Origin of the sequence: Peribacillus sp. YIM B13481 (assembly GCF_042787985.1) — a bacterium.
In the GTDB taxonomy this organism is placed as follows: domain Bacteria; phylum Bacillota; class Bacilli; order Bacillales; family DSM-1321; genus Peribacillus; species Peribacillus simplex_A.
The window spans coordinates 18,073-44,907 of the sequence record NZ_JBHZPE010000041.1 but is presented as its reverse complement, the minus strand read 5'-3'; the positions used below and the strand labels follow the sequence as shown (position 1 = coordinate 44,907).

The following is a 26,835-nucleotide window of genomic DNA, read 5'->3' as shown; positions in this document are numbered from 1 at the left end:
AGCCCGGTAGATTACCGGGTTCATGCCCTCAAGGCTGCCTAATTAAATAAAGTGTCTAACTTTTTGGGTTCACTTCACGATCAGCTCTTTTTTGCATGAGTCAAAAGATGTTGTTTAGTGACGGTTTAACTCGTTGAAATAAGATATACAGGCCTTTTGTCTCTATTTGATTATAAAGAATTCACAAAATATGGGTACTATGCGCGATTGAGATGGAATTTTAATGAGTATACACTTACATTAACAGAAATGAACATTCATTCCGCATCTTATAAAAAAAGGGTGAATCATGATGATTCGATTCCCAATCAGTTCCACCATATTTTCAAATCAATGGTTCATTCTACGACAGGGCAGGATCAAGCTCTTTATTTTATAAAGATTCATAGTGGAGCCCATTTTTTAAATATATTTAAAACTTTCTTTGATTCAGGAAAAGAGAAAAAAGAAATTAAGGAGCTGCCTTCCTCAGCTTTGATTGCCATCATTTACGGAGCATTTTCTTGAGCTTGCGCAGCTTGTCCGCATTGGGAAGCTAGAACCTGAATCAAAACTTTTGGTAGATGTGGAAGAAAGTTTTTGGGATTCTGTCCGGTTGCACGTTTGAGACATTTTCAACAACTAAGCGGAATGAACGTTCATTTCGCATTTTAATCTAATAAAAGAGGTGCTAATAAAATGGAAAATACAACTCAGTTTCCACAGCCAAAGTCATACGGCCCCCTAGGCAGCCTGCCTATAATAGATAAGGATAAACCGCTTCAGTCATATATGAAGCTGGCACGAGAACTTGGACCGGTTTTTCAATTCCAATTTCCTGGTCGCATCTCTACATTCGTATCCAGTGCTGCCCTCGCTAAAGAAATTTGTGATGAAACAAGGTTTGATAAGAAAGTCGGTCCTTCACTGCAAAAAGTGCGAGCATTTGGTGGCGATGGTCTCTTCACAAGTGAAACGGCGGAGCCGAATTGGAAAAAGGCCCATAACATCCTGCTGCCCAGCTTTAGCCAGCAGGCAATGAAGGGGTATCATGCTAAAATGGTGGATCTTGCAATCCAACTCATTCAAAAATGGGCTCGCGTGAATCCGGCTGATGTGATTGATGTTCCTGAAGATATGACACGTTTGACCTTGGATACGATCGGTCTCTGCGGGTTCAATTACCGCTTTAACAGTTTTTATCGGGAGACCACCCATCCTTTTGTCACCAGTATGGTGCGTGCGTTGGATGAAGCGATGAGCCAAACGCAGCGACTTGGCATTCAAGATAAACTGATGGTCAAGTCTAAAAAACAATTCAGGGAAGACATTCAATATATGTTCTCTCTAGTGGATGAAATGATTGCTGAACGAAAACAAAATGGTGATCAGGGAGAAGATGACCTTCTTTCACATATGTTGAAAGGAGTCGATCCTGAAACGGGCGTATCACTGGATGATGAAAATATCCGTTTTCAAATCATTACCTTTTTAATAGCTGGACATGAAACGACGAGCGGCCTCCTATCGTTCGCCATCTATTTCCTCATGAATAACAGAGACAAGTTAAAAAAAGCACAGCAGGAAGTCGATGAAGTGCTGGGTGACGATGTTCCTGATTACAAACAAGTGAAAAAGCTGAAATATGTCCGTATGGTGCTGAATGAAGTGCTTCGTCTGTGGCCGACAGCTCCGGCGTTTTCCGTTTATGCGAAAGAAGATACCATTTTGGACGAAAAATACAATGTGAAGAAAGGTGATGTGTTCACGCTGCTTATTCCTGAGCTTCACCGTGATCCATCCGTTTGGGGTGATGACGTTGAATCATTCATTCCTGAGCGGTTCGAGAATTTGGATTCCATCCCTTATCATGCTTATAAACCGTTTGGAAACGGGCAGCGAGCCTGTATCGGACAGCAGTTTGCGCTTCATGAAGCGACATTGGTGCTCGGAATGGTTTTACAGCACTTTGACTTGATTGATCATGAAGATTATCAATTGGATGTTAAAGAAACCTTGACTCTCAAACCGGACGGATTGACCATGCGCGTTTCACCTAGAAAGCCGGCGATGTCGTTTACCGTTGCTTCTTCAGAACCAAAGTCTGCGGACAAAGGAGCCACGGCATCTTCCATCGAATCTGCGCATGGCACACCATTACTCGTCCTGTTTGGATCAAACATGGGAACAGCTGAAGGGATTGCTCGTGATCTTGCTGAAACAGGGAAGCTACAAGGCTTCAATGCCAGGGTTGCCCCTTTGAATGATTACACCGATCGACTTCCTCAAGAAGGGGCCGTTCTCATAGTTTCGGCATCTTATAATGGAAATCCCACTGATAATGCGGATGACTTTGTTTCATGGCTGAAGGAAAGTCATGATGACACTTTGGATGGGGTTCACTATGCGGTCTTTGGCTGCGGAGACCGCAATTGGGCCAATACGTACCAACGCATTCCGATTTTCATTGATGAACGGCTGGAACAAAAAGGAGCAGTGAGGCTGTCAGAAACAGGCTATGGAGATGCAAGCGATGATTTTGAAGGGGATTACGAGAAATGGACAGAAGCACTCTGGCCAAATCTTGCCGAAACCCTGAACATCGAAGTGAATATGAATGAACGGGAAAGCAGCTCGATTACGATGAACTTCGTAAGTAATGTGAGCGGCACGCCACTCGCCCGCACCCATCATGCATTTACCTCTATTGTAAAAAGGAATTTTGAATTACAACATGTAGATAGCGGAAGAAGTACACGGCATATAGAATTAACTCTGCCAGAGGGAATACATTATCAGGAAGGCGATCATCTCGGGGTACTTCCGCAAAATCCATCGGAACTTGTCGAGCGAGTGCTCAGTCGATTTAACCTAAAAGGCCAAGATTACGTGAATCTGACTGGGGATTCGGGAAAAGCTGCCCATCTTCCTACAGGAAAACCTATAAAACTCGAGGAGTTACTATCCAATCATGTGGAGTTCCAAGAACCAGCCACCCGGTCTCAGATTCGGGCGCTTGCCACTCACACGGTATGTCCGCCCCATGTAAAAGAACTTGAAAATCTTCTCGAGGACAGTACCTATAAACGAGAAATCCTGAACAAGCGCATGACCATGCTTGATCTGACAGAAACGTACCTTGCATGTGAAATCCCATTTGAACGTTTCCTGGCTTTACTGCCACCTTTAAAAGCAAGATACTACTCTATTTCAAGCTCACCACTACACAAGGAAGGAGAAGCAAGCATCACGGTCAGCGTCGTCCGTGGGAATGCTTTAAGCGGCAACGGGGAATACAAAGGAATTGCATCGAATTATTTGGCAGAACGCTCCGAGGGCGACAAGGTAGCCTGCTTTATCAATACGCCGCAATCCAATTTCCAGCTTCCAGAGCAAACGGAGAAACCAATCATCATGATTGGCCCTGGAACAGGAATTGCACCATTCAGAGGCTTCATTCAGGCTCGTCGCGCTCTTAAGAAAAAAGGTGAAACCCTAGGGTCGGCCCACCTTTACTTTGGATGCCGTAATCCTGAACACGATTTCCTCTATCAAGAAGAACTCGTGCAAGCCGAACAAGAGGGACTTGTAACACTGCACACCGCTTTCTCAAGATGTCCCGGTCAAGAAAAAACATATGTCCAAAACCGGTTAGCAGAAAACGCCCAAGACATTCTTCCTTTATTAAAAGAAGGAGGACACCTATACATCTGCGGAGACGGAAGCAAAATGGCGCCCGATGTTGAACGAACATTAATCGACAGCTATATGCATTTCTATCAAACAACTAAAGAAGAAGCCACAGAATGGCTGCAATCCTTAGAGGATAATGGCAGATATGCCAAGGATGTTTGGGCAGGAGCATAAATAACAGAGAGCAGCGATTCCAAGGGGATCGCTGCTTTTTTTGCACAAGTAATGATATAAAATACGAATTCACGAGTAAAACAGCAAAACTCACGAGTAAAGAGCGGAAACTCACGAGTAAAGAGCGGAAACTCACGAGTAAAACAGCAAAACTCACGAGTAAAGAGCAGAAACTCACGAGTAAAGTGCATTAATTCACGAGTAAAACAGCATAACTCACGAGTAAAGTGCATTAATTCACGAGTAAAACAGCATAACTCACGAGTAAAGAGCGGCAATTCACGAGTAAAACAACAAAACTCACGAGTAAAACAACAAAACTCACGAGTAAAGAGCAGAAACTCACGAGTAAAGAGCATTAATTCACGAGTAAAACAGCAAAATTCACGAGTAAAGAGCGGAAACTCACGAGTAAAACAGCAAAACTTACGAGTAAAACAGCAAAACTCACGAGTAAAACAGCAAAACTCACGAGTAAAGAGCGGAAACTCACGAGTAAAACAACAAAACTCACGAGTAAAGAGCGGAAACTCACGAGTAAAACAGCAAATTTCATGAGTAAAGTACGAATTCACGAGTAAAACAACAAAACTCACGAGTAAAGTGAAGAAACTCACGAGTAAAACAGCAAAACTCACGAGTAAAGAGCATTAATTCACGAGTAAACAGCAAATTTCATGAATAAATAGCGTAACCTCACCAGTAAACAGCGAAATATAGGATTAAATAGCAAAATTCCACGAGTTAAATAACTATTTTGCGCAAAAATAGAAGCTATGAAACTTATATCTAATGGGGGAGTTCATTCATTCTTTGACGCAGGACGTTTACGGATTCTTTATTCATTGTTAAAATTTGAGAGTGTGCTGGAGGCAGATGACAAGCCAATGTTTTAATGAAACTAACGATAAAGGGGTCACTTTATAAAATGTTTAAGTATACAGTTTGTTTTGTAAAGAAAAATAATGAAATACTTATGCTTAATCGGGAGAAAGCTCCAATTATGGGTGTTTGGAACGGAGTGGGGGGCAAAATCGAGAAAGGTGAAACCCCTGATATAGGTGCACTGCGTGAGGTATTGGAGGAAACGGGCATAGAGGTAAAGCCCTTTTTTTCTAAAGGAACGGTAACATGGGAGACCCCGGAAGGTGAACTTGATGGAATATATGTTTATTTGTATGAAGCGGATGAAGATTTAATATATGAAACACCGAAAAAAACGCGGGAAGGTATTCTGGAATGGAAATCGATTGATTGGATACTCCATCCACAGAACCTTGGAATTGCTGAAATGGTTGCACAGTACTTGCCGGTTTTATTGAAAAAAGAAGGAAACTACACATTCACTTACAAAAATGGGCAAACGTATAATTTATGACTAGTATCCCTTTTTAATCTGACAATTGAATGTTGATTGAATCGAAAACCTAAAACTCGAACTCGAACATCGAAAATCTAAGTGAAGTAATGACATAGGTTGGCGGAATAATATTGCCTGCAATCGCACCTAAAATCAATTGGGTGAACAGATAAAATGAACTAACGAAAAAGTCTAAAAGCCCACTTTATACAAAATGGTATAATTAGTGGATTAGGATAAGGGGGAATATTTCTTGAAAATAGTTAGAATCATCTTAGGGATCATTGTTATTGCTTTATCAGCAACTCAGTTAATTACTGGGAATTCTGAGTTATTACCGTATACCATGTTGTTCTTGGGGTTAATGATGCTGGTGATAGGATTTATCGAACTTCAAAAGGATCGAAAAGGATTTGGGGGGTATATGTGTCTTGCTGTCTCGTTATTTGTTTTCTATGTCGCGACCCAAGGTTTCTTAATATAGAATTCTATGGTTTTTTATGAAATTTTATAGGGTCTTTGTTCATCATTGGGGATTTAGAATTAACAAGAAGGGAGTTGCTCTGGCAGCTCTTTTTCTTATGCGCTTAAATATTATGGTGAAATATAGATAAATTGGTTGTGAAAAGGATGTTCTTTAGTGGGGTTTCATCAACATATGCTGTGATTTATTTAGGTCTATTTCCAACGGTGATTCCGTATTTTGCCCTTGCTTATATTACTTCAAAAGTTGGGGCATCGGAAGCGACAAGTTCGCTGTATTTGACACCTGCTGTAGCACTTATTATTTCATGGCTTTTGTTAGGGGAATTTCCAACCATGCTAGCTTTAGGAGGAGGGGGATTAACTTTAGTTGGTGTGAGTTTATCGAACCTAAATATAAAATCAAAAACGAATGTGAAAAATAAAAGACAGGATTATGTTGATTTATAAGAGTAATATTGTACTAAAAGTATATAGGGCTTTTAACATGAGAGTTGCTCGGGCAGCTCTTTTTTTTATGGAGCTAACTGGGTAAATAGCGTCTTCTTTTTTAAAATTTTACATGCAATAATTTGTACATTCGTTAAAATAACTAAAATGTAAACGAGGGGAAGTTTATGGAGAGAGTTAATTATTCTATTGTTGATGTGTTTTCTAATGGAAAATATACAGGAAATCAACTCGCGGTTTTTAAGAAAGCTGGAAATATTCCGGATAATGAAATGCAACAAATAGCCAAAGAAATTAATTTTTCCGAAACTACCTTTATCTTGTCTGATTCAAAAAATGATGGCGGCTATGATGTTCGGATTTTTACACCTAATGAAGAGGTTCCTTTTGCTGGACATCCGACTTTAGGAACTGCATATATCATTCAAAACGAAGTATTAGAAGCAACATTGGAAAACATTATCTTAAACTTTAAAGGTGGACAGATAACAGTAACATTCAATAATCAAGAAGAGCTTCTATGGATGAAACAAAATGAACCAACTTTTGGCCGGATTTTAGATACAGATAAAATTTCTGAAATTTTAAATATACATAAAAAAAACATAGATGATAGATTTCCCATTCAAGAAGTTTCGACGGGACTTCCAGTGCTTGTTGTCCCATTAAAATCATTGGAAGCCATTAAAAAAGTAAAGATTAATAAAGAAAAATATTTTGAGTTAATCGAACATACGGATGCAAAAGCCATTATGGTTTTTTCTCCAGAAACGTATGATTCGAAAAATGATTTGAATGTTCGCGACTTTGCGGACTATTATGGTATTCCCGAAGATGCAGCAACTGGCAGTTCTAATGGATGTTTAGCTGCTTACTTAGTTAAATACCGGTATTTTGAAAAAAGTGAAATAGACATTCGCGTAGAACAAGGATGCGAAATCGAAAGACCTTCTTTATTGTTTTTAAAAGCAGGTGATGTTAACGGGGAAATCGACGTTCATGTAGGAGGTAAAGTAGTGAAAATTGCTCAAGGTGAATGGTTTCTTTAATAACCTGACCTTTTCAACTGACAAGTGATTTACTTCAAAACAAGTAAGGTTGCTGAGGCAGCCTTTTTCTTCTTGAACTTCGCTTCCCTATCAATCTCGTGATCAGGAAAACAAACAATGTTTTGAATGAATTTTCCTGACAGAATACCACAAAAAAATCCTCACAAAGGAGGCATTCCAAATGAATAAAGAATCAATATTAATCGTAGAAGATGAAGAAAAAATCTTGAGACTGCTTGAATTAGAGCTCGAAATCGAAGGCTACCAAACCGGAAGGGCAATGGATGGGTATGAAGCCCTTGAAGCCTATCAATCAAGAAAGTGGGATTTGATCTTATTGGATGTCATGCTTCCAGGCATAAGCGGCATCGAGCTGCTTCGTAAAATTCGAACGAAAAACACTGTCACCCCTGTCATCCTGTTAACGGCAAAGGGCTCGGTTGAAGATAAAGTTTCTGGTCTTGATCTCGGTGCGAATGATTATATCACTAAACCTTTCCAAATTGAGGAATTGCTTGCGCGAATACGTGCGGTTTTAAGAATGCGGACTGCGGCACCTTCAATGGAAGATGAAGACGGTGAATGGCTAAATACTGCTGACTTAAAATTAAATGTCAAAACGCGCGAAGTCATTAGAGGTGAAAGTGAAATTGACCTAACCCCAAAAGAGTATGATCTACTTCTTTATTTATTGAAGAATAAGCGCCAAGTGCTAAACCGGGATCAAATTCTGGAAGCGGTTTGGGGGTATGATTTCTATGGAGAAACAAACGTAGTGGATGTGTATATCCGATATGTTCGCAAAAAGCTCGAATATGGCTTTGATACGCCACTCATTCATACTGTAAGAGGCGTTGGCTATGTCATGAAGGAAGCAAAATGAGACTGCGGAAGAAAATAAATTTATATACAGCGGTACTATTCATTTTCCTGCTGCTTTTGATGAATGTTTCCATTTATTTTGTTTTCAGTAACCTGATGATGGTGCACGAACTTAATCGTGCAAAAGCGGAGACAGAGAAAATTGCATTTGATGTTAGTAAAAATGTTAATCATATTTCACCAAATGATTTACTTCGGGCTTATCTGCCTATAGATGGCATGGTTGGAATTGTAAAAGAAGGGCAACGAAAAGGAACAGCTGTGACATCCAATTCTGAAAAGCAGTTAAGCAATCGAAAAAGCAGCTTTTACCCAGGTGAGAAGAGCGCGATCATCACATATCATCAGAAAAAGTATGTGTTCGTTTCAAACCCGATCGTTTGGGGGGATGGAAGTGTAGTTAATCTTCAAATCACCAAAAGCATTCAAGCAACAGAAGAAATGCTCTCTGTTCTTCGCATTGTATTAATTGCCGTAACTGTCATTGCCATGATTCCTGTTATGATATCAAGCAGTATTCTTAGTAACTTCATCGCTCGTCCGATTCGATCGATGATTGATACGATGAAGGAGATTCAAACAAGCGGCCAATTTAAGCGACTTAGCCTAGAGGAAAAATCAAAAGATGAACTTGTGGAAATGGGAAAAACCTTTAATCACATGATTGATTTGCTGCAAACTAACTTCGAAAAACAGGAGCAATTCGTATCAAATGCTTCCCATGAATTAAAAACACCGTTAACTATCATCGAAAGCTATGCAAGCCTTTTGAAAAGAAAAGGGTTGGAGCGGCCTGAATTGTTCGATGAATCCATAGAGGCCATTCATTCTGAAGCGATTAGAATGAGAGAGCTGACTGAGCAAATGCTCCTGCTTGCAAAGCATCAGGAAAAATGGAATATAGAGAAGGAATACGTCAATCTGACCGATATCATTGCCGAGTTAGCGAAAGTATATAAAAATGCGTACAATCGAACAGTGGAGATTTATAGTGGTGATGAAATTGAAGCATTAACGGACATTCAAAAGTTAAAACAACTTTTGTTTATTTTTTTGGACAATGCAAGAAAGTATAGTGACGAGCATATCTCAGTCTACATAGGACAAACAAGTAATGAAGCATATATCCGCATCGAAGACAGAGGGGATGGAATTGCAAAGGCTGAATTGCCAAAAGTGTTCGATCGCTTTTATCGTGTAGATAAAGCTAGAACCCGAAAGCAAGGCGGATCAGGATTGGGGCTTTCCATGGCAAGGGAAATTGCTGATGCAATTGATGTACGGATTGAAATGGATAGTCTCGAAGGCAGGGGAACGAACGTTACTCTTTTATTTAAATAAACCAGAATGCGTTGGATGGGGGACACGATGAAGAATGGAAAAGTGCTGATAACAGTTGGATCAGCTCTCGTTTTTGGTCTGCTAGTATTCGTTGGATTTCAATGGTGGGCTCCATCATTATCCGCGGAAAACTTGACGAAAGAAGAAGTGTACCAGACAGCAAAGGATAAATATCCTGGAACCATTATAAAGACAACGAAAAGTGAAGGTGAAGAATATCAGATTGAAATGCAGCTTGAAACAGGGGTATATCTAATTAGGATGGATGCGAAAAGCGGTGAAGTTCGTTCTATAAAAAAAGAAACAATAGTTCATACAGCTGAAGAAACGACGGAAAAAACACCCCAAAAACAACTGAACCAAAAAGAAATAAAGGCACGTATTTCCTCACAAGGTGACCTGGAACAAATTGATTTTGTACAGGAGAAAGACAACTCCTATTATAAAGCGGTGGTAAATAAGAATAACGAAAAAATCACATTAATACTCGACCCACATACAGGAGCTATTATTGACTCGACAATGGTAGCGGATAGTATCATTACAGAAAACGAAGCAATTGCGATTGCGGAAAAACATGTAAAAGGAACTGCTGACGATACAGAATTTTATCAACCTTCAGATCAGACATCTTATTATTTGGTCGAAGTTGAATTAGAAGACGATAGGGACGCAGTAGTCCAAGTGGACGGCTACACAAAAGAAGTAAAAACAATCACATGGGAAGATGATGAAGTGGAAGATAATGATGGTCCTGAATAAAACAGTTGCTTAGGGATAAGGGTTTATTAATCTAGACGGAAATGATACAAATCAAAAAAAAAGGGTGATGCATATTAGCTGTCTAATATGCATCACCCTTTTTTTGGTTCGGTGAGTAAGGAAAATGCAAAAAAAAAGAGAAGAAATTGTAATAATTCTCACTGATTTCTAATCCTTCTATCATTTAACTCTAATTTAATAGCTCTAACATGGAATTAGCTTAAAAAAAGGTTTTATCCATGGATTCGCCTTAAATCATTGGTGAAGGCACCAAATGATAAAAAGGAGGCAAATAAGTTGGATGAAAGGCATCTGGATTATTGTACATAGAACATTTCCAACATATTTCAACATGAGAAGGGAGAATAAGTAATGTCTATCATTTCTAGAATTCTGGATTATAACAAGAAGTTTGTCGATCAAAATAAATATGAAGAGTTTCAAACCACAAAGTATCCAAATAAAAAGATCGTCATCATTACGTGCATGGATACCCGTCTGTTGGAGCTGCTTCCAAAAGCGATGGGTTTAAAAAATGGTGATGCGAAAATCATTAAAAACGCTGGAGCTATTGTTTCGCACCCTTTTGGCAGCATTATGCGCAGTATCCTTGTCGCTATTTATGAGCTGAAAGTGGAGGAAGTGTGTGTGATCGGACATCACGGATGCGGTATGGTGGGGCTTCAATCATCATCACTTCTTGATGCCGCAAAGCAGAAGAAAGTCAGTCAGGAGCATATTGATGTACTTACAAACTCTGGTATTGAACTATCAAAGTGGCTGTCGGGATTTCAATGTGTTGAGGAGAGTGTAACAAATAGTGTCCATTTGATCAAAAATCACCCATTATTACCAGATTCCATTGCCGTTCACGGTATGGTCATCCATCCCGAAACGGGTAAATTAGAGCGAATCATAGATGGATATAGCAAGGTTGCAAGCAACGACTAAATACACATTTAATAAAAGAAGGAGTGATAGAATGATTCGTTCTAGCAGGCTTGAAGGATACAACTTAGGCCATTTTCAAAAAGACCTGGTTGCCGGGGTGGTAGTTGGGATTGTAGCAATTCCTTTAGCGATGGCTTTTGCCATTGCTTCAGGAGTAAGACCAGAATACGGACTTTACACATCAATTGTTGCTGGAATTATGGTCTCCCTTTTGGGAGGGTCCAAATATCAAATTGCAGGACCGACTGGAGCCTTTGTCCCGATCTTGTTGGGAGTGGTGATGCAATACGGATATGAAAAACTGTTAATCGCCGGTTTCTTGGCAGGCATCATGATTTTTCTTTTAGGTGTGTTCAAATTGGGAAGATTCATCAAGTTTATTCCCCGTCCAGTTACCATCGGCTTTACTGCTGGAATTGCTGTGATTATCTTCTCTGGCCAGATTGCCAATTTCTTTGGACTCAGTAACTTAAAAAAGGAAGAATCATTTCTTTTAAATATGAAAGAAATCATATTGAATTTTAATACAGTGAACATCTACAGTGTACTGGTGGCTATCATTAGTTTAGCGCTCGTCATATTAACTCCAAAGTATATACCAAAAATCCCTGGAGCATTGCTGGGATTGATGGTATCAACTCTAGTCGCTGCCTTTTTCTTTCCTGATCAGGTAGCGACCATTGGATCGACCTATGGTGCCATTCCTAATGAATTGCCCCATTTTCAGTTTCCCCAGATCACCGGCAGCCTAGTGATTGAACTCCTGCCGGCTGCTTTAGTCATTGCCATGCTTGGAGGAGTTGAATCGCTATTATCTGCTGTAGTGGCAGACGGCATGACCGGCAGTAAACATAACAGTAATAAAGAGCTAATTGGGCAAGGATTGACCAATATGATTACGCCTTTATTTGGAGGCATTCCGGCTACAGGTGCCATCGCGCGTACCGCAACGAATATTAAAAACGGTGCAGTTTCCCCTATATCTGGTGTGGTACATGGGTTGGTGGTATTACTGGTGCTAGTTAGTTTAGCTCCTTATGCTTCGGCCATTCCATTGGCCAGTATGGCCCCCATTCTTATGTTTGTCGCATGGAACATGAGTGAACGCAAAGAATTTTCGCATATCTTAAAAGCAAAAACCATGGACTCGGTCGTATTAATCGTGACCTTCTTGTTAACAGTTTTGATTGACCTGACAACAGGTGTTGGGATCGGTTTACTATTAGCTATTCTATCTTTTGTTAAACTAATGAGCGGTACATTGAAATTATCAAGGGTTTTACCAGATCCAACTGATAAACTAGTTAAACCGGAAATGGTTCAACACGGTTCAAATTGTCCACAGATTCACATTTATACGATAGAAGGACCTTTATTCTTTGGTTCAATCGAAAGGCTACAAGAAGAAATCGAACAAATCATGCGTTCTAAACCAAAAGTCCTCCTATTAAGAATGAGCAATGTGTCATTTATTGATACATCGGGAGAAGCACTTCTCACCGACATTGTGAAGCAATTCAAGTTTCACCAACTACAAGTGTTGATTTCCGGGATTCAACAGGAACCTAAAGAAATGCTCGAAAAAACAGGTTTTAATAAACTAGTAGGTGAGGAACAGTTCTTTTCCAGTACGGGTGATGCCATTAATAAAGCTTTATCAAAACTAGATGTTAACCGTTGTAAAGGGTGTAAACAATTTTCTTTTGATGAATGTACGGCACTCTCCCAGCAGGCTCCAAAGCCTGCGGTATTAAAACAGAAAAGAAAACAAGAGATGGGATTAACATGACTCCTGTCAACAAGATAAGGCATCTGCTTTTGGCAGATGCCTTTCTCTTAAACCTTTAATAAACAATTCCCCTTTGAAGAATTTTCACAAGCAGTTAGTATATCTAAGAATATAACAAAAAATAATTATTACTGCCTTTAAGGGGAATGAATGTGATATATGATAGCTAAAATTAGTCTTAAGACTGTCAAACAAGTTGACTTACTTGAACGAAAAAAAGAAAGAAGCGAAAAAGCGTTGATTATTTTTGGCTAGATGAAAAACCTAAAACAATAACTAAAATCGTCAAAATTGAAATCATTAACATATAAGCATGGTTTGCACAGGGATTAATCAAGACAGAAGTTAATTTAATTATATGCCACTATAAGCATGATTCCAAATGGCCTCATCTTCAATCTGGTTAGGAACTTTTAAAACACAAACATTTTCTAGGTTCCATTCCAATTCGGAAATACTCGTTGCATTATCCGAGGGGATTAATATTAATACATTAAATTTTTTTTCTTTTAACATGTCTTGCATAGCTTGTTGAAACAAATAGGCATGGTCATAAATTGTTGACCATCTAACAAATAGGATTGAATCACTATTGTTAATTGTTTCATTGAATCTTGCTATTCTTTTATTTAAATTTTCTTTGAAATCAGGATATGTTTCAAACCACTTTTTATCAGGGAGGATGGGGAAATCGTGAACTGAAGTAACTTTATAATGGTTATCTCTGATCAAATAGGTATTTACAGCATTTATAACTATGTCATCATCAAAATAAGTAGCTGATCCTTCCACTAAAGTAAGATTCCTCAATTCCATATATTCTTTGAACTGATTTCTATATAGATTAGCCACTTCTGCAAATGACTCAGTATAGACCCAGTCAAGAGGCAAAGAAAATCTTCTTAAACCAAGTCTTCTTAGGTTCAAAGTGGGAGAGCAAGCGCTGCCACAAGGAATGATTACATCATAAGTTTTCTTGATTTCGTTTAATTTCAATATTAATTCCCCTTTCCAAATTATCAATACTATAGTAGATGAGAATTTTTTTTTTTGATTGGACAATCCCAAAAAAGGCTTCAGAGTCTTGGTGAACAGGAATAGCCAAGGCTATCTATCTTTCAATGCACGTTGAGAACTACCTTTTTAAAGGATATGTGAAAACTGATGATATCCTCTTTAAGACAAAGCAAAACGCATGCCCAAGTTTGAGGCATGCGTGAACTATTATTCTTTTATGATATCCAGGTCTTTCAAGACATCCAGTGTAATCGTCTTGGCTTTGCTGCCGCTGCCGTCCGTGTTCGTTGCGAAAGCCCATTTCCCTTTGTCCGTTTCGATGTAACCCACATACCAGCCCAATCCCATATCGGAAAGGCGTGTACCTGTTTTTCCATGGAGGACATATGAGTCTGCTTCTTCGTTAATCATGATTCTCTTTACGGTTCTCATATGCTGCTTATCGATAGGCAGTGTTTCCTCTACAAGGTTTTCGATGAATTGTACTTGTTCCTGGGCAGATATTTTTATGCTGCTGTCCAGCCAGAAATGATCGATTCCACCGGATATATCGTGATTGCCGTAGTCGATCAGGTTTATATATTGCTGCATTTTTTCTGCCCCTATGTCGCGGGCCATTTCTTGATAATACCAGATCACTGAATGCCTCATGCCTGAAGCCAAAGTATGATCCCTGTTCCAATCTTCAAATTCCCTGATTACACCATCCCATCGCTTCACTTCATATTCATCGCTCACCGCTTTTGTCTGTAAGCCAATTAATGCATTCGCGACTTTAAATGTCGATTCTGGAGTGTAGCGTACGTTACTTCTCTGTTTGTTATAGATATATACTTTATCATTTTTTAAGTTTTGGATGACCGTCGTGCCTTCCACACCAGCGAAAGATTCCCTGATATGCAGTTCTTTCACCTTTTGATCGTTTGCACTTGCATCAATCGTGCTCATAGAACCAGTGACTAGCAGGACAAGAATGAAACATAACGTTTTAATTTTCATTACACACTCTCCTTTAAGGCATGGATTGATCGATCATATGAAATACAGGTCTTCATCATTTCCATAAAATAGGTTGATAGTTAAAGTATACATATTTCCGATTAGAAACAAAACCTTATTTGGGGATTCAGTAAATGTACAAAACTAGATCATATCAATCAAGGAGGATTGCAGCGGGTAGCTAATGAATATATATAGCAAACGATTCAATGGGAGGAGTCTATCATGAAGGTTAATCAAAGAAAAATAAATAATAATGAGAAAGAAGTTTCATACACACATATTGAAAATGGAAGTCGGGCCGTTTGTTTTATGTTTTCAGGTGCGGGTTACACGTATGAGAAGCCGTTATTTTATTATTCGACAATGCTCATGCTTCAAAAACAGTTTGATGTCGTGCATATTCATTACTCTTACGACCAGGATATATTCAAGCATCCTTTGGTGGATATCACAAAAGTGATCGTTAATGATATGAATCCCGTCCTTACGGAAATACTTCAAAATAATGAATATCAAGAAACTGTGTTTCTGGGCAAATCACTTGGCACCATTCCGATCATCAACGGAATTATGAAAAGTGAGCGGTTCATGAATTCCAAAATGATTTTGCTTACGCCGCTATTGAAGTTCGATTCTATTGTGGAAGGGCTATTGAGCAGCAATCATTCAGCACATATAGTAATAGGAGAAAAAGATCATCATTATATTCCAGGTAAAATTCAAATGATAGAAAATAAAACGAATATAAGCATGGATCAAGTCCCTAATGCTAATCATTCTTTGGAAATTGAACCTTTGCATGCTTCAAGGTCGATTACGATGCTGGAAGATGTAATGAAAAGAATGGAAGAGTTCTTAAAGATAGGATAGAACTAACGAACTTGAGCGGATAGCCAGTTATGTTGAATCTGAATGCATGGTTTTGATCATTCATTAAGCCTGCAATCAACTCACGGGTGCCCGGCCTTTAGGAGGGAGTGCTTTTTTTAAGAGTGAAGGGGGATAATGATAACTAATCATGGATTTATGAAAGGAGAAATCATGGAGGGAACCCATAGATTTAATTCAATTGATGAGTACATTATACAATTTCCCGAAGAAGTTCAGGAGATACTAAAAACGATAAGAACAGTCATAAAGAATGCAGCACCGGATGCAGAAGAAAAGATAAGCTATCAAATGCCTACTTTTGCTTTATACGGAAATCTGGTACATTTCGCTGCCTATAAGAAACATATAGGACTTTATCCAACTTCAAGCGCGATCTCTGCTTTTGAATATGCTTTATCTGATTATAAACGTTCAAAAGGGGCCGTTCAGTTTCCACTGAACAAGCCAATTCCTTATGAATTAATAACCGAAATCGTTACATTTAGAGTGGAAGAGAATAAAAAGAAGAAAGCGGAAGGGAAATTGAAAAAGAAAAAATAACAAAAACTATTATCTATGTAACATTTGATTGTGAGATTCAAAAAGATAGAGAAGGGTGGAAATAGTATGTTCAAAAAATTATTCGGTAAAAAAGAAAATGTGGAACATCTGCTTGCTCCTATAAATGGACAAGTTATAAATATTGAAAATGTTCCCGATCCAGTGTTTTCCGGGAAGTTAATGGGGGATGGAATAGCGATTCTTCCTGAGGAGGGGGTGGTTGTATCTCCTATTGATGCAGAAGTGATCCAGGTTTTTCCTACTAAACATGCTTTAGGCCTCCGCACAAAGCATGGCATAGAATTGTTAATTCATATAGGTTTAGATACAGTTAACCTTAAAGGTGAGGGATTTGAAGTCCATGTCGCAGAAGGGAAAAGTGTAAAAGCAGGAGACAGGCTTGTTACATTTGATATCGAATTTCTAAAATCCAAAGTTCCCAGCATCATAACTCCGATTATTATCATGAATGGCGAGCTAGTTGAAAAACTGGAAAAAACAAATATCAGCCAAGCAAATAGTAACGAAACAACGATTATGAGTGTTCATTTGAAGTAAGGCCTAATGTAGAATCGGATTCTTTTGAGAATGATAAGGCATTAAACCCCGGTTCATTCATTGATTCTACAAGTTTAGCCGGCGGAGTCATTAGCCCCATGGGTGTTTACGGTCGGCGATGGTTCTTGAATTGTTTTTGTTATGCATACATCCATTCTTTTTTTGTTGCGGGCAGGATTATCGGAAAATGGAGCGAATAGTAGGTGAATGAACATAAAATAAATCAAGTGAGGGTGAATTTGATGGGAGTTCAAGCAGAGAAGATCTTTGTAAACTTGCCTGTTAAAGATTTGGATGCCTCAATAGAATTTTTCACAAAGGTGGGCTTTAAGTTTAACGAGCAAATGACCAATGAAAATGCAACATGCATGGTTATCAGTGAGTCTATATATGTCATGTTATTGGTTGAAGATTACTTTAAAACGTTTACCAAGAAGGAAATCCCGAATCCAGCAGCAAGTACGGAAGCCATCGTGGCCCTATCGGTTAAAAGTAAGGAAGATGTGGATGAGGTCGTGAATCGGGCACTTGATGCTGGCGGAAGGCCTTTTAATGAAGCCATCGATCATGGTTTCATGTACGGTTGGAGTTTTCTGGATATCGATGGGCATTCTTGGGAAGTTTTTTACATGGACGAAAGCGGATTTAATCAAAATTAAATCAAACGCAAGGCACACTCCTCACTTAAGGGCTGTGTCTTTTTTTGAAGTCAACATGATTGCCTGCTAGAAGTAGGAACCCGTTAGTTGGAGTGTATAACATCATATTTAACAAGTAAGACAAAGCAGGGGAAGGTGAGAAGAACTGAAGTTCCCAACAAAATTCGGCACTGATATGAAGGATGAAGAATATGAAAACCCTTCCCACATAAAATGTGGGAAGGGATTTCTAGTTTATGGACACAGAACTTTGCACTATTATTCTATCGGTTTAATTCGAGAAGGATGACATAGAAAACTGCTAGAAATAAAAGGACCCTTCGCATCCAGCAGCATTCATCTTAAATGAAGTTTAATCATAACAATACAGGGCTAATATCTTTCCACTCATAAACCAATAGATTTAATTCAGCACCAGTCATTTTGATTTTTTCGGTTTTAAGCAATTCAGCACCAAAAGCCTCATAGAAAAATCGAGAGTTATTATCTTCAAGCACCTCAACAAAAATTGTATGGAAGCCCAGTTTTTTAAATATAAAAAATAATTCTTTGATGAGTTTCTTTCCAATCCCCATTCTTTGAAAATCTTCGAGGATATATATCGCAGTTAGATCACCCGAATCTTCAACTTTATTCGTTTCCCTTTTTCCTCCGCTTATAAATCCGACTATTTCTCCCTCGTTATTTTCTGCTACATAAACATGGTTTCTATCTTTAGATATATTCTCTATCCATACGTCTTTCCTTTTCCCATAAGACAGTTTATCTAAAAAATCACTTGGCATTATATTTTTATATGTGGTACGCCAGCAATCGACATGGACTATTGCTATACCCTCAGCATCAGCAACGTTTGCCTTTCTTATTAACAAATTGATTTCCCCCTTTACAGGTTAAATGAGAAACGCGGTTCAAATAGGTAAATTCAAATTTTTCACCATTGACGCACTGAATTCAGGAGTATGTTCCATATAAAAAGGATAACTATCACGAAGTATAAATAGTTTCTTAGAGTCATCTAAAAAAGTGTGATCCATTTGTTTTGTCAGTTCATCAATAAACCTTTTATCGGGTGTACCGAACGTCACCGCCATTTTTGGCGGTAAGGCCTTCATGGCAATAGGGATCCAAGGCCTTTGTTTTGAAACCACTATTGCATGTGCTGTTCCGCTAATTACGAAATTAAATATATCTTGATCTTGTTCCGTTTTCATACCAAGGTTACTTTTCAGCCAATCGCGTAAGCTTGGTACCGAATCCACAGGGAAGCCAATCTCTCTTAAATAAAGTGTTCTTAACATTCCGGATGCCTTCAGTTCATCTTCATTTACATAATCATGGGCAATGATTTCGAGAAGGTGGCCATCCCCATCACGAAAATATAGATTTTTTCTTCCGTTCGTTTCGTCGATATACTGACCATGTTCTTGTCTTAGGACCAATAATCCGGATTGTTGGATAAATGATGCCGCTTCATCAAATTGAGAATATGGGACTTGAAATGCAAAGTGTGCTGGAGAAATGGGCTCAAACGCTTCTTTAAAACTCAACGTAGTAAAGGGCGTCAGCTGAAACTGAATGAACTCTTTAGATTCTGATAGAATGGGGAGCTGCAGGCGGTTAGCGTAGCATTGCTTTACACCTTCAATAGATACTGTCAGTAATTCTAAATCTGCGAAATGAGTAATCAAAATTTTCACCCCTTATCTTCTAGTTTGCTATACCTCCTATTTTTTACTAATATTATCCATTTTGCAACTAACCTGCCCGAGTCCAAGAAATCAACAGGGCCTTCTTTTTATGAACATGGAATAATTGTTAATGATTACTATTATATGATACTATTGACCTAGTTTGTTTCGTGGGGGAAGGTGTAGGATGAAGCGGATTTTCCGTAATAAAATATTTTATTTACTAATCTTCTTGGTTACCTTGGGGATTGTGTTTATTTTTAATAATGACAATGAACCGACTGAGGAATTAACTGAAGATGAATTTTTCACAACTTTAGAGGATGGCAAAGTAACATATTTGGAGTTGGAGCCCCAAAAAAGAGTTTTTGAAATAAGCGGGCGGCTGAAAGGTTAGGAAAAGGATCAATATTTTATCGCCACTATCCCAAATAGTGAAATTTCGATGAATAGAATGAATGACGCTGCAGAAGAACATGATATAGAAAAAATTGTGGTCATGCCACAAGACACAGAGACAAGCGCATGGGTCAATTTTTTTTCAACGTCCATTCCGATCATGATCATTTTCACCCTATTTTTCGTTATTTTACTATTGGTCAAAAGAATGAACCATTCTAAATGATGAAAAAACTTGCTTTTCCAATTGGATGGTTTGTGTGTTGTTTGAAATGAAAGGGAAATCATTAGAGGAAATTGAAGAATACTGGCGTGAGCATGATTTGGCAAAGGCTATTAAACCTGCTTAAGTTGGCCATTCGCAAGCGGTCATGCTGAGTGTTGACTTCTTCCATATAAAACCTTTAAATTGATATTGAAATTTGCTGAATAATTTGATAGAATAAAATCAATCAAAAGACTATGTGCAACTGGCGAAACACGGATAACCGTGAGGGAACACATAGTGTCGTAGCCGTTCGCCTGGGCAGAGGTAAGGGATTTTATCCCTTGCCTCTTTCTGTTTATTAACAGAGGATAGTGAAGTTTTAAAGAATGCAGATTTTCATGGGCAAAAAATATTGTCAATATTTCGAAATTTGAAAAAAAACTATCATAATCAAAAGGGGACAAACAAGATGAGCACAATTCTTTTAGAAAAAGTGAAAACGATCAAAACGTTAAATAATATTGCTGAAAGCGGGCTAAATGTATTCAATAAAGGCGATTTTACGGTCGACAATGACAGTGAAAACCCTGATGCGATCGTTGTTCGCAGCTTTAACATGCATACAATGGAATTCGGAGATCAATTAAAAGCAATCGCAAGGGCAGGGGCGGGAGTCAATAATATTCCGGTCGACAAATGTACCGAGCAAGGAATCGTTGTTTTTAATACACCTGGTGCTAACGCTAACGCTGTAAAAGAAATGGTACTGACATCATTAATGGCTTCATCTCGTAACCTTTTTGCCGGTGTGGCATGGACAAAGACATTAGAAGGCGAAGGAGAACAAATTCCGAAGCTTGTAGAAGCAGGAAAGAAACAATTCGTTGGAAAAGAAATCAAGGGAAAAACTCTGGGTGTAATCGGCTTAGGTGCGATCGGTGCGCTTGTGGCGAATGATGCCCTGGATTTAGACATGGATGTAATTGGATTTGACCCGTTCATCTCTGTCGATACAGCTTGGAATTTATCTCGCAATGTACAGCGCGCCATGACGATTGAAGAGTTGTTTGCAGAATCTGATTACATTACTGTACACGTTCCATTAACGGATGACACAAGAGGAATGTTTAACCAAGAAACATTTGGCATCATGAAACCAGGCGTTCATATTTTGAACTTCTCACGCGGTGAGCTAGTGAATGAAAATGATATGGAAGCTGCACTTGAAAGCGGGAAAGTTGGCAAGTTCATTACAGACTTCCCGAATGAAAACGTGCTGAAAATGAAAAATGTCGTTCCAATTCCGCATCTTGGTGCCTCTACGCAAGAATCAGAGGAAAACTGTGCCATCATGGCAGCACGTCAGGTGAAAGGATTTTTAGAGACAGGGAACATCAAGAACTCAGTGAATTTCCCAAATACTTCCCTTCCTTTTACAGGAAATCGTCGTGTGGCAACATTCCATGAAAACGTTCCGAACATGGTTGGGCAAATCACACTGGCTGTATCAGGCTTTAATTTGAACATCGCTGATATGGTTAACAGAAGCCGTGGGGGATATGCGTATACGATCATCGACATTGACGGTGAAGTAAACGGCGATATCATTCCTAGCTTGGAAGAAAAAATCAAGCAAATCGAAGGCATCGTTACAACCCGTATTATTTAATTGAATCAGGAAGAAAGCATGAAGGAACGCCCTGATGCTTTCTTGCCCAAATGATAAATAGCAGTGCAAGCCTCAATTCCTTTAAGGAGTTGAGGCTTTTTAATTTGCATGGGTTTAGCGTTATAAAGGAATTGTTGGTAAGTTCAGTGTCTTCAAGATGCAATTCCTCCAGTTAATTCTCCTTAAACTCCCTTAATAAAAAATTAAGAAAAACTATTCATAATAAGTTTCACCAATATGAATAGGGAGTTAGTTAAAAAAAATCAAGGACAAACTACTTAGGGAGGATAAGATATGAAAAAGCTGATGTTCGTGAAGCTTGGATTAGATATTTTAATGGCCGTTACGTTCGTATTATTTTTCAATAAACAAGTATTAGGAGGATTAACGTTTCATGAAATTGCCGGGTTAGTAATTGCCGTATTATTTTTCATCCATGTGTTGCTCAATTGGCGATGGGTAAAAAAAGTCACGGTTAAATTGTTTGACCGCAAGCTACCTCTTAAAACAAAATTTGGTTATTTTTTAAACGTAATGTTATTAATTACAATGACCTTTATTATGATCAGTGGCATTTTTATTTCAAGAGTTGTATTCCCAAATATCAACGTTGGTAATGAACAATGGTTTAAAATTTCTCATATATCCATTTCGTTTTTAGTGCTTATTTTAGTTGCAGCTCATATTGGATTACATTGGAAATGGGTAATAAATGTTTTTAAAAATATGATGAAGTTCAGAACCCCCAAACCATTCATAGGGATTTTAGCAAGAGCAGCAACAATTGCTTTATTAGTGTTTGGGGGCTATCAAATGTACTCAACAAATTTCATCATGCAGCTGCAAGGAGTTGCGAACGTGTTTAATCTTTCTTCTTCACAAATGCCAGAAGGCGGCTTCGAAAGGGGAGAAAAACCGAACTTTCAAGAAGGGGACTTCAAAAGGGGAGAAAGACCAAACCCTCCGGAAGGCGGCTTCGAAGCGGGAGAAGGCCAATTTGAAAAACCAATGTCAGAAGGTAGCCTAAAAGGGGAAAAAGGCCAATTCGAGAGTTCGAATGCTTTAGGTGTTATCATAACGTATTTTGGCATTATGTCTGTATTTATAATTATCATTTATTATATGGAAAAATTTATAATGAGAAATAAAAGTAAAAAGAAAAAAACTAACTCCAGTAATGGGGATTTAACGAGTGTATAAAAAGCAATTCATACATAAACCGGATACTGCTTTTGTTCGTTATTACCTTTCGTTTTGTTCTCATCCTGCCTGAGGGAAAAACAAAAAGGGGAAATTTTACTTCTTCCTAAGCCTAGCTGGATTATCAAGAAGTACATACACTTTTGAAAGCCTATTTAAAAAATCACTAAAATTGGTAGGGAATATACTGGCTCAACTAATGTCCCTAAAAATTGTGACGATTCCGTTGATGCAGTATATTCGATGTTAAAAAGACTCCAACAGGAGGAAATTGCTCGGTATTGCCTACATTCCAAAATCCATAAATCGGGATAGGTATACCATTCTCTCCAATCATAAAAAAATAATAGCTAAAATTCTTACCCATATCATTACCAACAAAACGGGGTAGTAATCCATAAAAAATCCGGTCTTCAATTGAAAAACGGATTTTTTAATGATGATGTTCATGACTTTCTTCTAGTTTTTGAATCCCTTTTTGCAAGAATTTCAATTCACTTTGAGAAAGTTTTCCTACGATAAACTGTTTTTGAGGCATAATGATTGAACCATCGTTACTAGCATGTACTTTTATATAGTATAGACCATCACTATCAAAGTTTTTACTTAAACTATAAATACCGTTCCCCTCTGCCTCAGCTTGTTCCATACTATATTTGATGGAGCCATCTTGTTTCCATATCTCAAAATGAACAAAATCCGCGTTTTCAACCATTTTACCACCTTGAGTAAGCACAGCCTTTATCGTCTCCTGTGTATTAGCCGAAAAGGATGCTGGTATAATTATCTCAGCTTCAAGTGGTGTTTCTTCTTTGTATAGATTAGTGACATCCTTTTCAAGTGAACAAGCACTTAGCAATAGGCTGAAAATAAAGATTAAAGAAATACATATATTATTTTTCACGGCAAAAGCCACCCTTTACATATCGATTCATGCATTCAAAAACTTCTTAACTGCAGGTATTCTTTTAATAATTAACCAGTCAATTAGCCAAACGACAATAAGAGACAAACCAACCAAAGGAAACAAAATTCCTAGACCTATTAATAGAATTAGAAAGAATTTCATGTTGTTTATAGGAGGAGCTTTTGGTGCACCCAATCCTTTTTTCGGCTTTCGCTTCCACCATAAATAAAAACCACTAAATGCAACAAGCATAATTCCTAAACAAATAAGAAGGCTGATTATTTGGTTAATCAAACCAAATTGGGTCCCTTTATGCAAGGTAATTCCCCAAGCAACTATTTTTCCTATTAAACCGTAATGATCATAACGATAATCAGCTAGAACTGCACCGGAATATTGGTCAATATGTATAGTCGCTTCATCCTGTGCTTTCGGTGGAAAAGCTGACAATGTATAAACGCCATCCGTTTCTGTTGGAATATTAATGCTATAACTTGGATGCATACCCTCTCGATTCGCTATCGTAACTACATCATCAATGGACAGTGGGATAAAACCTTGAATATCTGAGATAGGTACATCTAAATTTTCTGCTGCCCAAGGTACATCTGCAATATCTTTTGTTTTAATTAAGGATGTTGGAGCACTTCCTGTCCATATGGAAGGAGGATACCCAGATCCGGAATTGGTAGTTAACGTTTGAAAGTTACTTCCCCAAAAACCTGACCAAGGCAAACCTGTCATAATTAAAAATAACATTCCTGCTGATATCCAAAATGCAGGTACTGCATGTAAATCTCTTCTGAAAGTATTTTTACCTTTATTTATTCTTGGAAAAAGAACACCAGAAAGACTTAACTTATTTTTGGGAGACCATAAATAAAGACCAGAGACAATTAACACAACTGCCCAACACGCAGCTAACTCTACAACTCTGTCTCCCAAGGTGCCAGCCATCAGTTCACCATGAAATTCTTCAATCTTATCCATAAGTCTGTCTTCATCTTTTAACTCTCCAATAGATTTACCTGTATACGGGTCTATAAAAATGGTAAGGGACTCATTATTAGCAGTAATGCTTACTTCGCTTGAACGGGAGGCAGTATCTCCGGGATGATATTTTGTCACCACTGCATCAGGGTATAGCTTCTTCACATTCTCAATCTGCTGAGATGCTGGTATCTTATCTCCTTGCTGAATAACCTCTTGATAGTCTTGGTAAAGCAAGTTTTCAATCTGTGGCTTAAATAAATAGATGGAGCCAGTAACTGCCAGAATAATAAGTAAGGGTGCAAAAATAATTCCAGCATAAAAATGCCATCTCCATACTGTTCTATACAGAGAAGTGTTTGGTTGTTTTGTTTCCATTTATTCAGGACCTCCGAGTCGTACTATTAATTTCACTATATAGATGATAAAAGAAAAATGTGAGAAAAATATGAAATTTATTAAAAAATTGGAAGTTTGTATTTGTTAAAGATGAATGAGCATATCGACTAAGAAGAATAACTGTAACTAAGGAGTGAATCTGCCGAGAAAGAGTTTGCAAGCAGTACAATAGGAAGGAATGAAGGGAAATGAGGTAAGTATGGCGAAAGTAATCTATAGAAATGTGTTGAATATAGGAAAAGCATCAAACACTCACTTGTTGAACGGATAAGTACCATGAAGGATGTTGAAGACAGACGCGTTGGCATTATTGTATAACGAAAATGTAAATGATCGAAAAAAAACATGAAGGAGTGTTGAATATGCACAAAAGAGATTGTTCCAAAAAGTGTCAGTGTTTCATCGTACCTAACTATATTCTTGAGAATTTGGCACAAAATGATGTGGAAGAAGCACGGGTCAGTTTAGCGAAAAGCCGTCATATGCGCAGGCGCAGAATCTTGAAAGAATATGATATTGATGGTGTTGTCGCTTTAACTGATGCAGGATCTGGTCCTCGTGGAGAATCTGCCCGCCATGTTTATGATTGCAGGGGAGGAACGAAACTCCGGGAGAATGAGGCCAGGAAAGAAGGGGATCGATCAAGTGCAGACCCAGTAGTTAACGCTGCATATGATTATAGCGGAGTTGTGCGTGACTACTTCAAGGATGTCTTGCATCGTAATTCAATTGATAACAAAGGCCTTGATCTCATTCTGAACGTTCATTATGGGAATAAATTCACGAATGCCTATTGGGACGGGGATGAAATGGTTTTTGGTGACGGCGATGGGGTCATCTTTAGCAATTTTGCCAATTCACTCGATGTTATTGGACACGAACTTACACATGGGGTTACGCAGTTCACAAGTGGATTGGAGTATGATGGTCAGTCTGGGGCCTTGAATGAACATCTTTCGGATGCGTTTGGAATTGCCATAAAACAATTTCATTTAAAGCAAACCGCGGGAGATGCAGATTGGCTAATCGGTGCTGATATAATGGGACCATCACTGAAAGGACAGGCGCTCCGTTCGATGAAAGCACCAGGTACTGCATTTGACAATAAGTTAATGGGGAAAGATTTGCAGCCTGATCACATGAGGAACTTCTATAAAGGAGATCGGGATAATCATGGTGTCCATATCAATAGCGGCATACCAAACAAGGCCTTTTATCTAGTATCGATGGAGATCGGAACGGACAAAGCGGCTTTGATCTGGTTCAATGCGATGCAGAATTTATTTGCAACGGCAAATTTCAATCAATTCGTACAAATTGTCATCAAGTCAGCGCAAAAACTTGTTGATAGTGGAGAAGTTCCGAAAACAGCTGTAGGGACAATTGAAAATGCTTTTAAAGCGGTTGGACTGCCTGAGTAGTCATAATCCATGAATAGGAGGCTTCATTTAACATGCATATCCAATTTAGCTGCATAGGGGGATTTGCCAACCTCGACTTGAACTTTCAGATAGACACAGATGAATTGCCAGAGGGAAAAAATGAGGAATTACTGAATTTAATGAAGACAGCTGACCTTCCAAATGCCCACCTAAGTAAAATGGCTGGAGCCAAAGCCCAAGGAGCGGACTCGTTTTCATACAAGCTGGATATAGCCGATGAAAAGCAGAAACAGTCCTTCTCATTTACTGACACAACAGCCCCGGAGGAAATACGGCCCTTATTGGATTACTTACGTAACTTAGCCATAGAAATAAAGATGGCAGAATAGATTAACTTTAATCAAATTTAG

General features: G+C 38.5%; 27 protein-coding genes and 1 riboswitch. Of the genes, 21 read left to right on the top strand and 6 right to left on the bottom strand.

The window, feature by feature from the left end; translation table 11 throughout:
- Positions 1-207: 207 nt before the first annotated feature.
- From ACFX4X_RS19520 to ACFX4X_RS19470, 11 genes are all read left to right on the top strand, one after another.
- Complete coding sequence (locus ACFX4X_RS19520) at positions 208-507, top strand: TetR family transcriptional regulator C-terminal domain-containing protein (RefSeq protein ID WP_377385557.1); 300 nt, start codon at positions 208-210, stop codon at positions 505-507.
- 171 nt (positions 508-678) lie between these two features.
- Positions 679-3,846, top strand: coding sequence for a bifunctional cytochrome P450/NADPH--P450 reductase (locus ACFX4X_RS19515; protein ID WP_377385554.1), 3,168 nt, complete (start codon positions 679-681; stop codon positions 3,844-3,846).
- Positions 3,847-4,774: 928 nt separating this feature from the next.
- Entirely contained in the window at positions 4,775-5,224 is a 450-nt protein-coding gene (locus tag ACFX4X_RS19510) for an NUDIX hydrolase (RefSeq protein WP_377385551.1), read from the top strand.
- Positions 5,225-5,459: 235 nt separating this feature from the next.
- Positions 5,460-5,690 (top strand): DUF3953 domain-containing protein, encoded by a 231-nt coding sequence (locus ACFX4X_RS19505; protein WP_061464794.1) that lies wholly within the window; start codon positions 5,460-5,462, stop codon positions 5,688-5,690.
- A 146-nt stretch (positions 5,691-5,836) separates the two neighbouring features.
- Positions 5,837-6,139, top strand: a complete 303-nt coding sequence (locus ACFX4X_RS19500; RefSeq protein ID WP_377385548.1) for an EamA family transporter — start codon at positions 5,837-5,839, stop codon at positions 6,137-6,139.
- A gap of 167 nt (positions 6,140-6,306) precedes the next feature.
- Positions 6,307-7,188, top strand: a complete 882-nt coding sequence (locus ACFX4X_RS19495) for a PhzF family phenazine biosynthesis protein (protein WP_377385545.1) — start codon at positions 6,307-6,309, stop codon at positions 7,186-7,188.
- A 181-nt stretch (positions 7,189-7,369) separates the two neighbouring features.
- Positions 7,370-8,071: a response regulator transcription factor gene (locus ACFX4X_RS19490; protein ID WP_317778246.1), complete on the top strand. Its 702-nt coding sequence runs from the start codon at positions 7,370-7,372 to the stop codon at positions 8,069-8,071.
- Positions 8,068-9,411, top strand: a complete 1,344-nt coding sequence (locus ACFX4X_RS19485; protein ID WP_318681861.1) for a sensor histidine kinase — start codon at positions 8,068-8,070, stop codon at positions 9,409-9,411. Before ACFX4X_RS19490 ends, ACFX4X_RS19485 begins: the two co-directional genes overlap by 4 nt.
- 27 nt (positions 9,412-9,438) lie before the next feature.
- Positions 9,439-10,173 (top strand): PepSY domain-containing protein, encoded by a 735-nt coding sequence (locus ACFX4X_RS19480; RefSeq protein WP_377385541.1) that lies wholly within the window; start codon positions 9,439-9,441, stop codon positions 10,171-10,173.
- A gap of 372 nt (positions 10,174-10,545) precedes the next feature.
- The gene (locus ACFX4X_RS19475) at positions 10,546-11,124 is read left to right on the top strand and encodes a beta-class carbonic anhydrase (RefSeq protein WP_377385538.1); all 579 of its coding nucleotides are present in this window, start codon (positions 10,546-10,548) and stop codon (positions 11,122-11,124) included.
- A 31-nt stretch (positions 11,125-11,155) separates the two neighbouring features.
- Positions 11,156-12,913 carry a SulP family inorganic anion transporter gene (locus ACFX4X_RS19470; protein WP_377385535.1) on the top strand — a complete coding sequence of 586 codons (1,758 nt, stop codon included), beginning with the start codon at positions 11,156-11,158 and terminating at the stop codon, positions 12,911-12,913.
- 354 nt (positions 12,914-13,267) lie between these two features.
- Here ACFX4X_RS19470 and ACFX4X_RS19465 read toward each other — a convergent pair whose 3' ends face one another.
- Together ACFX4X_RS19465 and blaOXA are read right to left on the bottom strand one after the other, a co-directional pair.
- Positions 13,268-13,909 carry a DUF1796 family putative cysteine peptidase gene (locus tag ACFX4X_RS19465; RefSeq protein WP_377385532.1) on the bottom strand — a complete coding sequence of 214 codons (642 nt, stop codon included), beginning with the start codon at positions 13,907-13,909 and terminating at the stop codon, positions 13,268-13,270.
- A gap of 228 nt (positions 13,910-14,137) precedes the next feature.
- On the bottom strand, positions 14,138-14,929 hold the full coding sequence (gene blaOXA, locus ACFX4X_RS19460) for a class D beta-lactamase (protein WP_377385529.1): 792 nt from the start codon (positions 14,927-14,929) through the stop codon (positions 14,138-14,140).
- Positions 14,930-15,154: 225 nt separating this feature from the next.
- On the opposite strand from blaOXA, the gene ACFX4X_RS19455 reads away from it, so the two are divergent.
- From ACFX4X_RS19455 to ACFX4X_RS19440, 4 genes are all read left to right on the top strand, one after another.
- Positions 15,155-15,802 carry an alpha/beta hydrolase gene (locus ACFX4X_RS19455; RefSeq protein ID WP_377385527.1) on the top strand — a complete coding sequence of 216 codons (648 nt, stop codon included), beginning with the start codon at positions 15,155-15,157 and terminating at the stop codon, positions 15,800-15,802.
- Positions 15,803-15,937: 135 nt separating this feature from the next.
- Positions 15,938-16,363 (top strand): iron chaperone, encoded by a 426-nt coding sequence (locus tag ACFX4X_RS19450; protein ID WP_377385524.1) that lies wholly within the window; start codon positions 15,938-15,940, stop codon positions 16,361-16,363.
- A 66-nt stretch (positions 16,364-16,429) separates the two neighbouring features.
- Positions 16,430-16,921, top strand: a complete 492-nt coding sequence (locus tag ACFX4X_RS19445; protein WP_317778255.1) for a PTS sugar transporter subunit IIA — start codon at positions 16,430-16,432, stop codon at positions 16,919-16,921.
- Between the two features lie 242 nt (positions 16,922-17,163).
- A complete protein-coding gene (locus ACFX4X_RS19440; protein ID WP_377385560.1) occupies positions 17,164-17,580 on the top strand; it encodes a VOC family protein in 417 nt (138 codons plus the stop codon).
- A 356-nt stretch (positions 17,581-17,936) separates the two neighbouring features.
- Here the strand turns inward: ACFX4X_RS19440 and ACFX4X_RS19435 are convergent, their stop codons facing one another.
- Both ACFX4X_RS19435 and ACFX4X_RS19430 read right to left on the bottom strand, forming a co-directional pair.
- Positions 17,937-18,452 carry a GNAT family N-acetyltransferase gene (locus ACFX4X_RS19435; RefSeq protein WP_377385521.1) on the bottom strand — a complete coding sequence of 172 codons (516 nt, stop codon included), beginning with the start codon at positions 18,450-18,452 and terminating at the stop codon, positions 17,937-17,939.
- Between the two features lie 39 nt (positions 18,453-18,491).
- A complete protein-coding gene (locus tag ACFX4X_RS19430) occupies positions 18,492-19,271 on the bottom strand; it encodes a VOC family protein (RefSeq protein ID WP_377385518.1) in 780 nt (259 codons plus the stop codon).
- Between the two features lie 187 nt (positions 19,272-19,458).
- Between ACFX4X_RS19430 and ACFX4X_RS19425 the strand changes: the two genes are divergently transcribed.
- From ACFX4X_RS19425 to ACFX4X_RS19410, 4 genes are all read left to right on the top strand, one after another.
- Complete coding sequence (locus tag ACFX4X_RS19425; RefSeq protein WP_377385515.1) at positions 19,459-19,668, top strand: ATP-dependent metallopeptidase FtsH/Yme1/Tma family protein; 210 nt, start codon at positions 19,459-19,461, stop codon at positions 19,666-19,668.
- Positions 19,669-19,716: 48 nt separating this feature from the next.
- On the top strand, positions 19,717-19,896 hold the full coding sequence (locus tag ACFX4X_RS19420) for a hypothetical protein (protein ID WP_377385512.1): 180 nt from the start codon (positions 19,717-19,719) through the stop codon (positions 19,894-19,896).
- Positions 19,897-20,126: 230 nt separating this feature from the next.
- Positions 20,127-20,205: riboswitch (ZMP/ZTP riboswitch) on the top strand.
- A gap of 142 nt (positions 20,206-20,347) precedes the next feature.
- Positions 20,348-21,547 carry a phosphoglycerate dehydrogenase gene (locus ACFX4X_RS19415; RefSeq protein WP_061464770.1) on the top strand — a complete coding sequence of 400 codons (1,200 nt, stop codon included), beginning with the start codon at positions 20,348-20,350 and terminating at the stop codon, positions 21,545-21,547.
- Between the two features lie 294 nt (positions 21,548-21,841).
- On the top strand, positions 21,842-22,747 hold the full coding sequence (locus ACFX4X_RS19410; protein WP_377385509.1) for a DUF4405 domain-containing protein: 906 nt from the start codon (positions 21,842-21,844) through the stop codon (positions 22,745-22,747).
- A 433-nt stretch (positions 22,748-23,180) separates the two neighbouring features.
- On the opposite strand, the gene ACFX4X_RS19405 is transcribed toward ACFX4X_RS19410, so the two are convergent.
- Together ACFX4X_RS19405 and ACFX4X_RS19400 are read right to left on the bottom strand one after the other, a co-directional pair.
- On the bottom strand, positions 23,181-23,651 hold the full coding sequence (locus tag ACFX4X_RS19405) for a FixH family protein (protein WP_377385506.1): 471 nt from the start codon (positions 23,649-23,651) through the stop codon (positions 23,181-23,183).
- 27 nt (positions 23,652-23,678) lie between these two features.
- Positions 23,679-25,022 carry a PepSY-associated TM helix domain-containing protein gene (locus ACFX4X_RS19400; RefSeq protein WP_377385503.1) on the bottom strand — a complete coding sequence of 448 codons (1,344 nt, stop codon included), beginning with the start codon at positions 25,020-25,022 and terminating at the stop codon, positions 23,679-23,681.
- A 383-nt stretch (positions 25,023-25,405) separates the two neighbouring features.
- Here ACFX4X_RS19400 and ACFX4X_RS19395 point away from each other — a divergent pair, with 383 nt between their 5' ends.
- Both ACFX4X_RS19395 and ACFX4X_RS19390 read left to right on the top strand, forming a co-directional pair.
- The gene (locus ACFX4X_RS19395; protein WP_377385500.1) at positions 25,406-26,464 is read left to right on the top strand and encodes a M4 family metallopeptidase; all 1,059 of its coding nucleotides are present in this window, start codon (positions 25,406-25,408) and stop codon (positions 26,462-26,464) included.
- Positions 26,465-26,496: 32 nt separating this feature from the next.
- The gene (locus tag ACFX4X_RS19390; RefSeq protein WP_377385497.1) at positions 26,497-26,814 is read left to right on the top strand and encodes a protealysin inhibitor emfourin; all 318 of its coding nucleotides are present in this window, start codon (positions 26,497-26,499) and stop codon (positions 26,812-26,814) included.
- The last annotated feature ends 21 nt before the right edge of the window (positions 26,815-26,835 follow it).

Coding starts and splice junctions, on each gene's coding strand:
- ACFX4X_RS19515 (WP_377385554.1), top strand. CDS start 679: ATGGAAAATACAACTCAGTTTCCACAGCCAAAGTCATACGGCCCCCTA.
- ACFX4X_RS19510 (WP_377385551.1), top strand. CDS start 4,775: ATGTTTAAGTATACAGTTTGTTTTGTAAAGAAAAATAATGAAATACTT.
- ACFX4X_RS19500 (WP_377385548.1), top strand. CDS start 5,837: ATGTTCTTTAGTGGGGTTTCATCAACATATGCTGTGATTTATTTAGGT.
- ACFX4X_RS19495 (WP_377385545.1), top strand. CDS start 6,307: ATGGAGAGAGTTAATTATTCTATTGTTGATGTGTTTTCTAATGGAAAA.
- ACFX4X_RS19490 (WP_317778246.1), top strand. CDS start 7,370: ATGAATAAAGAATCAATATTAATCGTAGAAGATGAAGAAAAAATCTTG.
- ACFX4X_RS19485 (WP_318681861.1), top strand. CDS start 8,068: ATGAGACTGCGGAAGAAAATAAATTTATATACAGCGGTACTATTCATT.
- ACFX4X_RS19480 (WP_377385541.1), top strand. CDS start 9,439: ATGAAGAATGGAAAAGTGCTGATAACAGTTGGATCAGCTCTCGTTTTT.
- ACFX4X_RS19475 (WP_377385538.1), top strand. CDS start 10,546: ATGTCTATCATTTCTAGAATTCTGGATTATAACAAGAAGTTTGTCGAT.
- ACFX4X_RS19470 (WP_377385535.1), top strand. CDS start 11,156: ATGATTCGTTCTAGCAGGCTTGAAGGATACAACTTAGGCCATTTTCAA.
- blaOXA (WP_377385529.1), bottom strand. CDS start 14,929: ATGAAAATTAAAACGTTATGTTTCATTCTTGTCCTGCTAGTCACTGGT.
- ACFX4X_RS19455 (WP_377385527.1), top strand. CDS start 15,155: ATGAAGGTTAATCAAAGAAAAATAAATAATAATGAGAAAGAAGTTTCA.
- ACFX4X_RS19450 (WP_377385524.1), top strand. CDS start 15,938: ATGATAACTAATCATGGATTTATGAAAGGAGAAATCATGGAGGGAACC.
- ACFX4X_RS19445 (WP_317778255.1), top strand. CDS start 16,430: ATGTTCAAAAAATTATTCGGTAAAAAAGAAAATGTGGAACATCTGCTT.
- ACFX4X_RS19440 (WP_377385560.1), top strand. CDS start 17,164: ATGGGAGTTCAAGCAGAGAAGATCTTTGTAAACTTGCCTGTTAAAGAT.
- ACFX4X_RS19425 (WP_377385515.1), top strand. CDS start 19,459: ATGAAGCGGATTTTCCGTAATAAAATATTTTATTTACTAATCTTCTTG.
- ACFX4X_RS19420 (WP_377385512.1), top strand. CDS start 19,717: ATGAATAGAATGAATGACGCTGCAGAAGAACATGATATAGAAAAAATT.
- ACFX4X_RS19415 (WP_061464770.1), top strand. CDS start 20,348: ATGAGCACAATTCTTTTAGAAAAAGTGAAAACGATCAAAACGTTAAAT.
- ACFX4X_RS19410 (WP_377385509.1), top strand. CDS start 21,842: ATGAAAAAGCTGATGTTCGTGAAGCTTGGATTAGATATTTTAATGGCC.
- ACFX4X_RS19400 (WP_377385503.1), bottom strand. CDS start 25,022: ATGGAAACAAAACAACCAAACACTTCTCTGTATAGAACAGTATGGAGA.
- ACFX4X_RS19395 (WP_377385500.1), top strand. CDS start 25,406: ATGCACAAAAGAGATTGTTCCAAAAAGTGTCAGTGTTTCATCGTACCT.
- ACFX4X_RS19390 (WP_377385497.1), top strand. CDS start 26,497: ATGCATATCCAATTTAGCTGCATAGGGGGATTTGCCAACCTCGACTTG.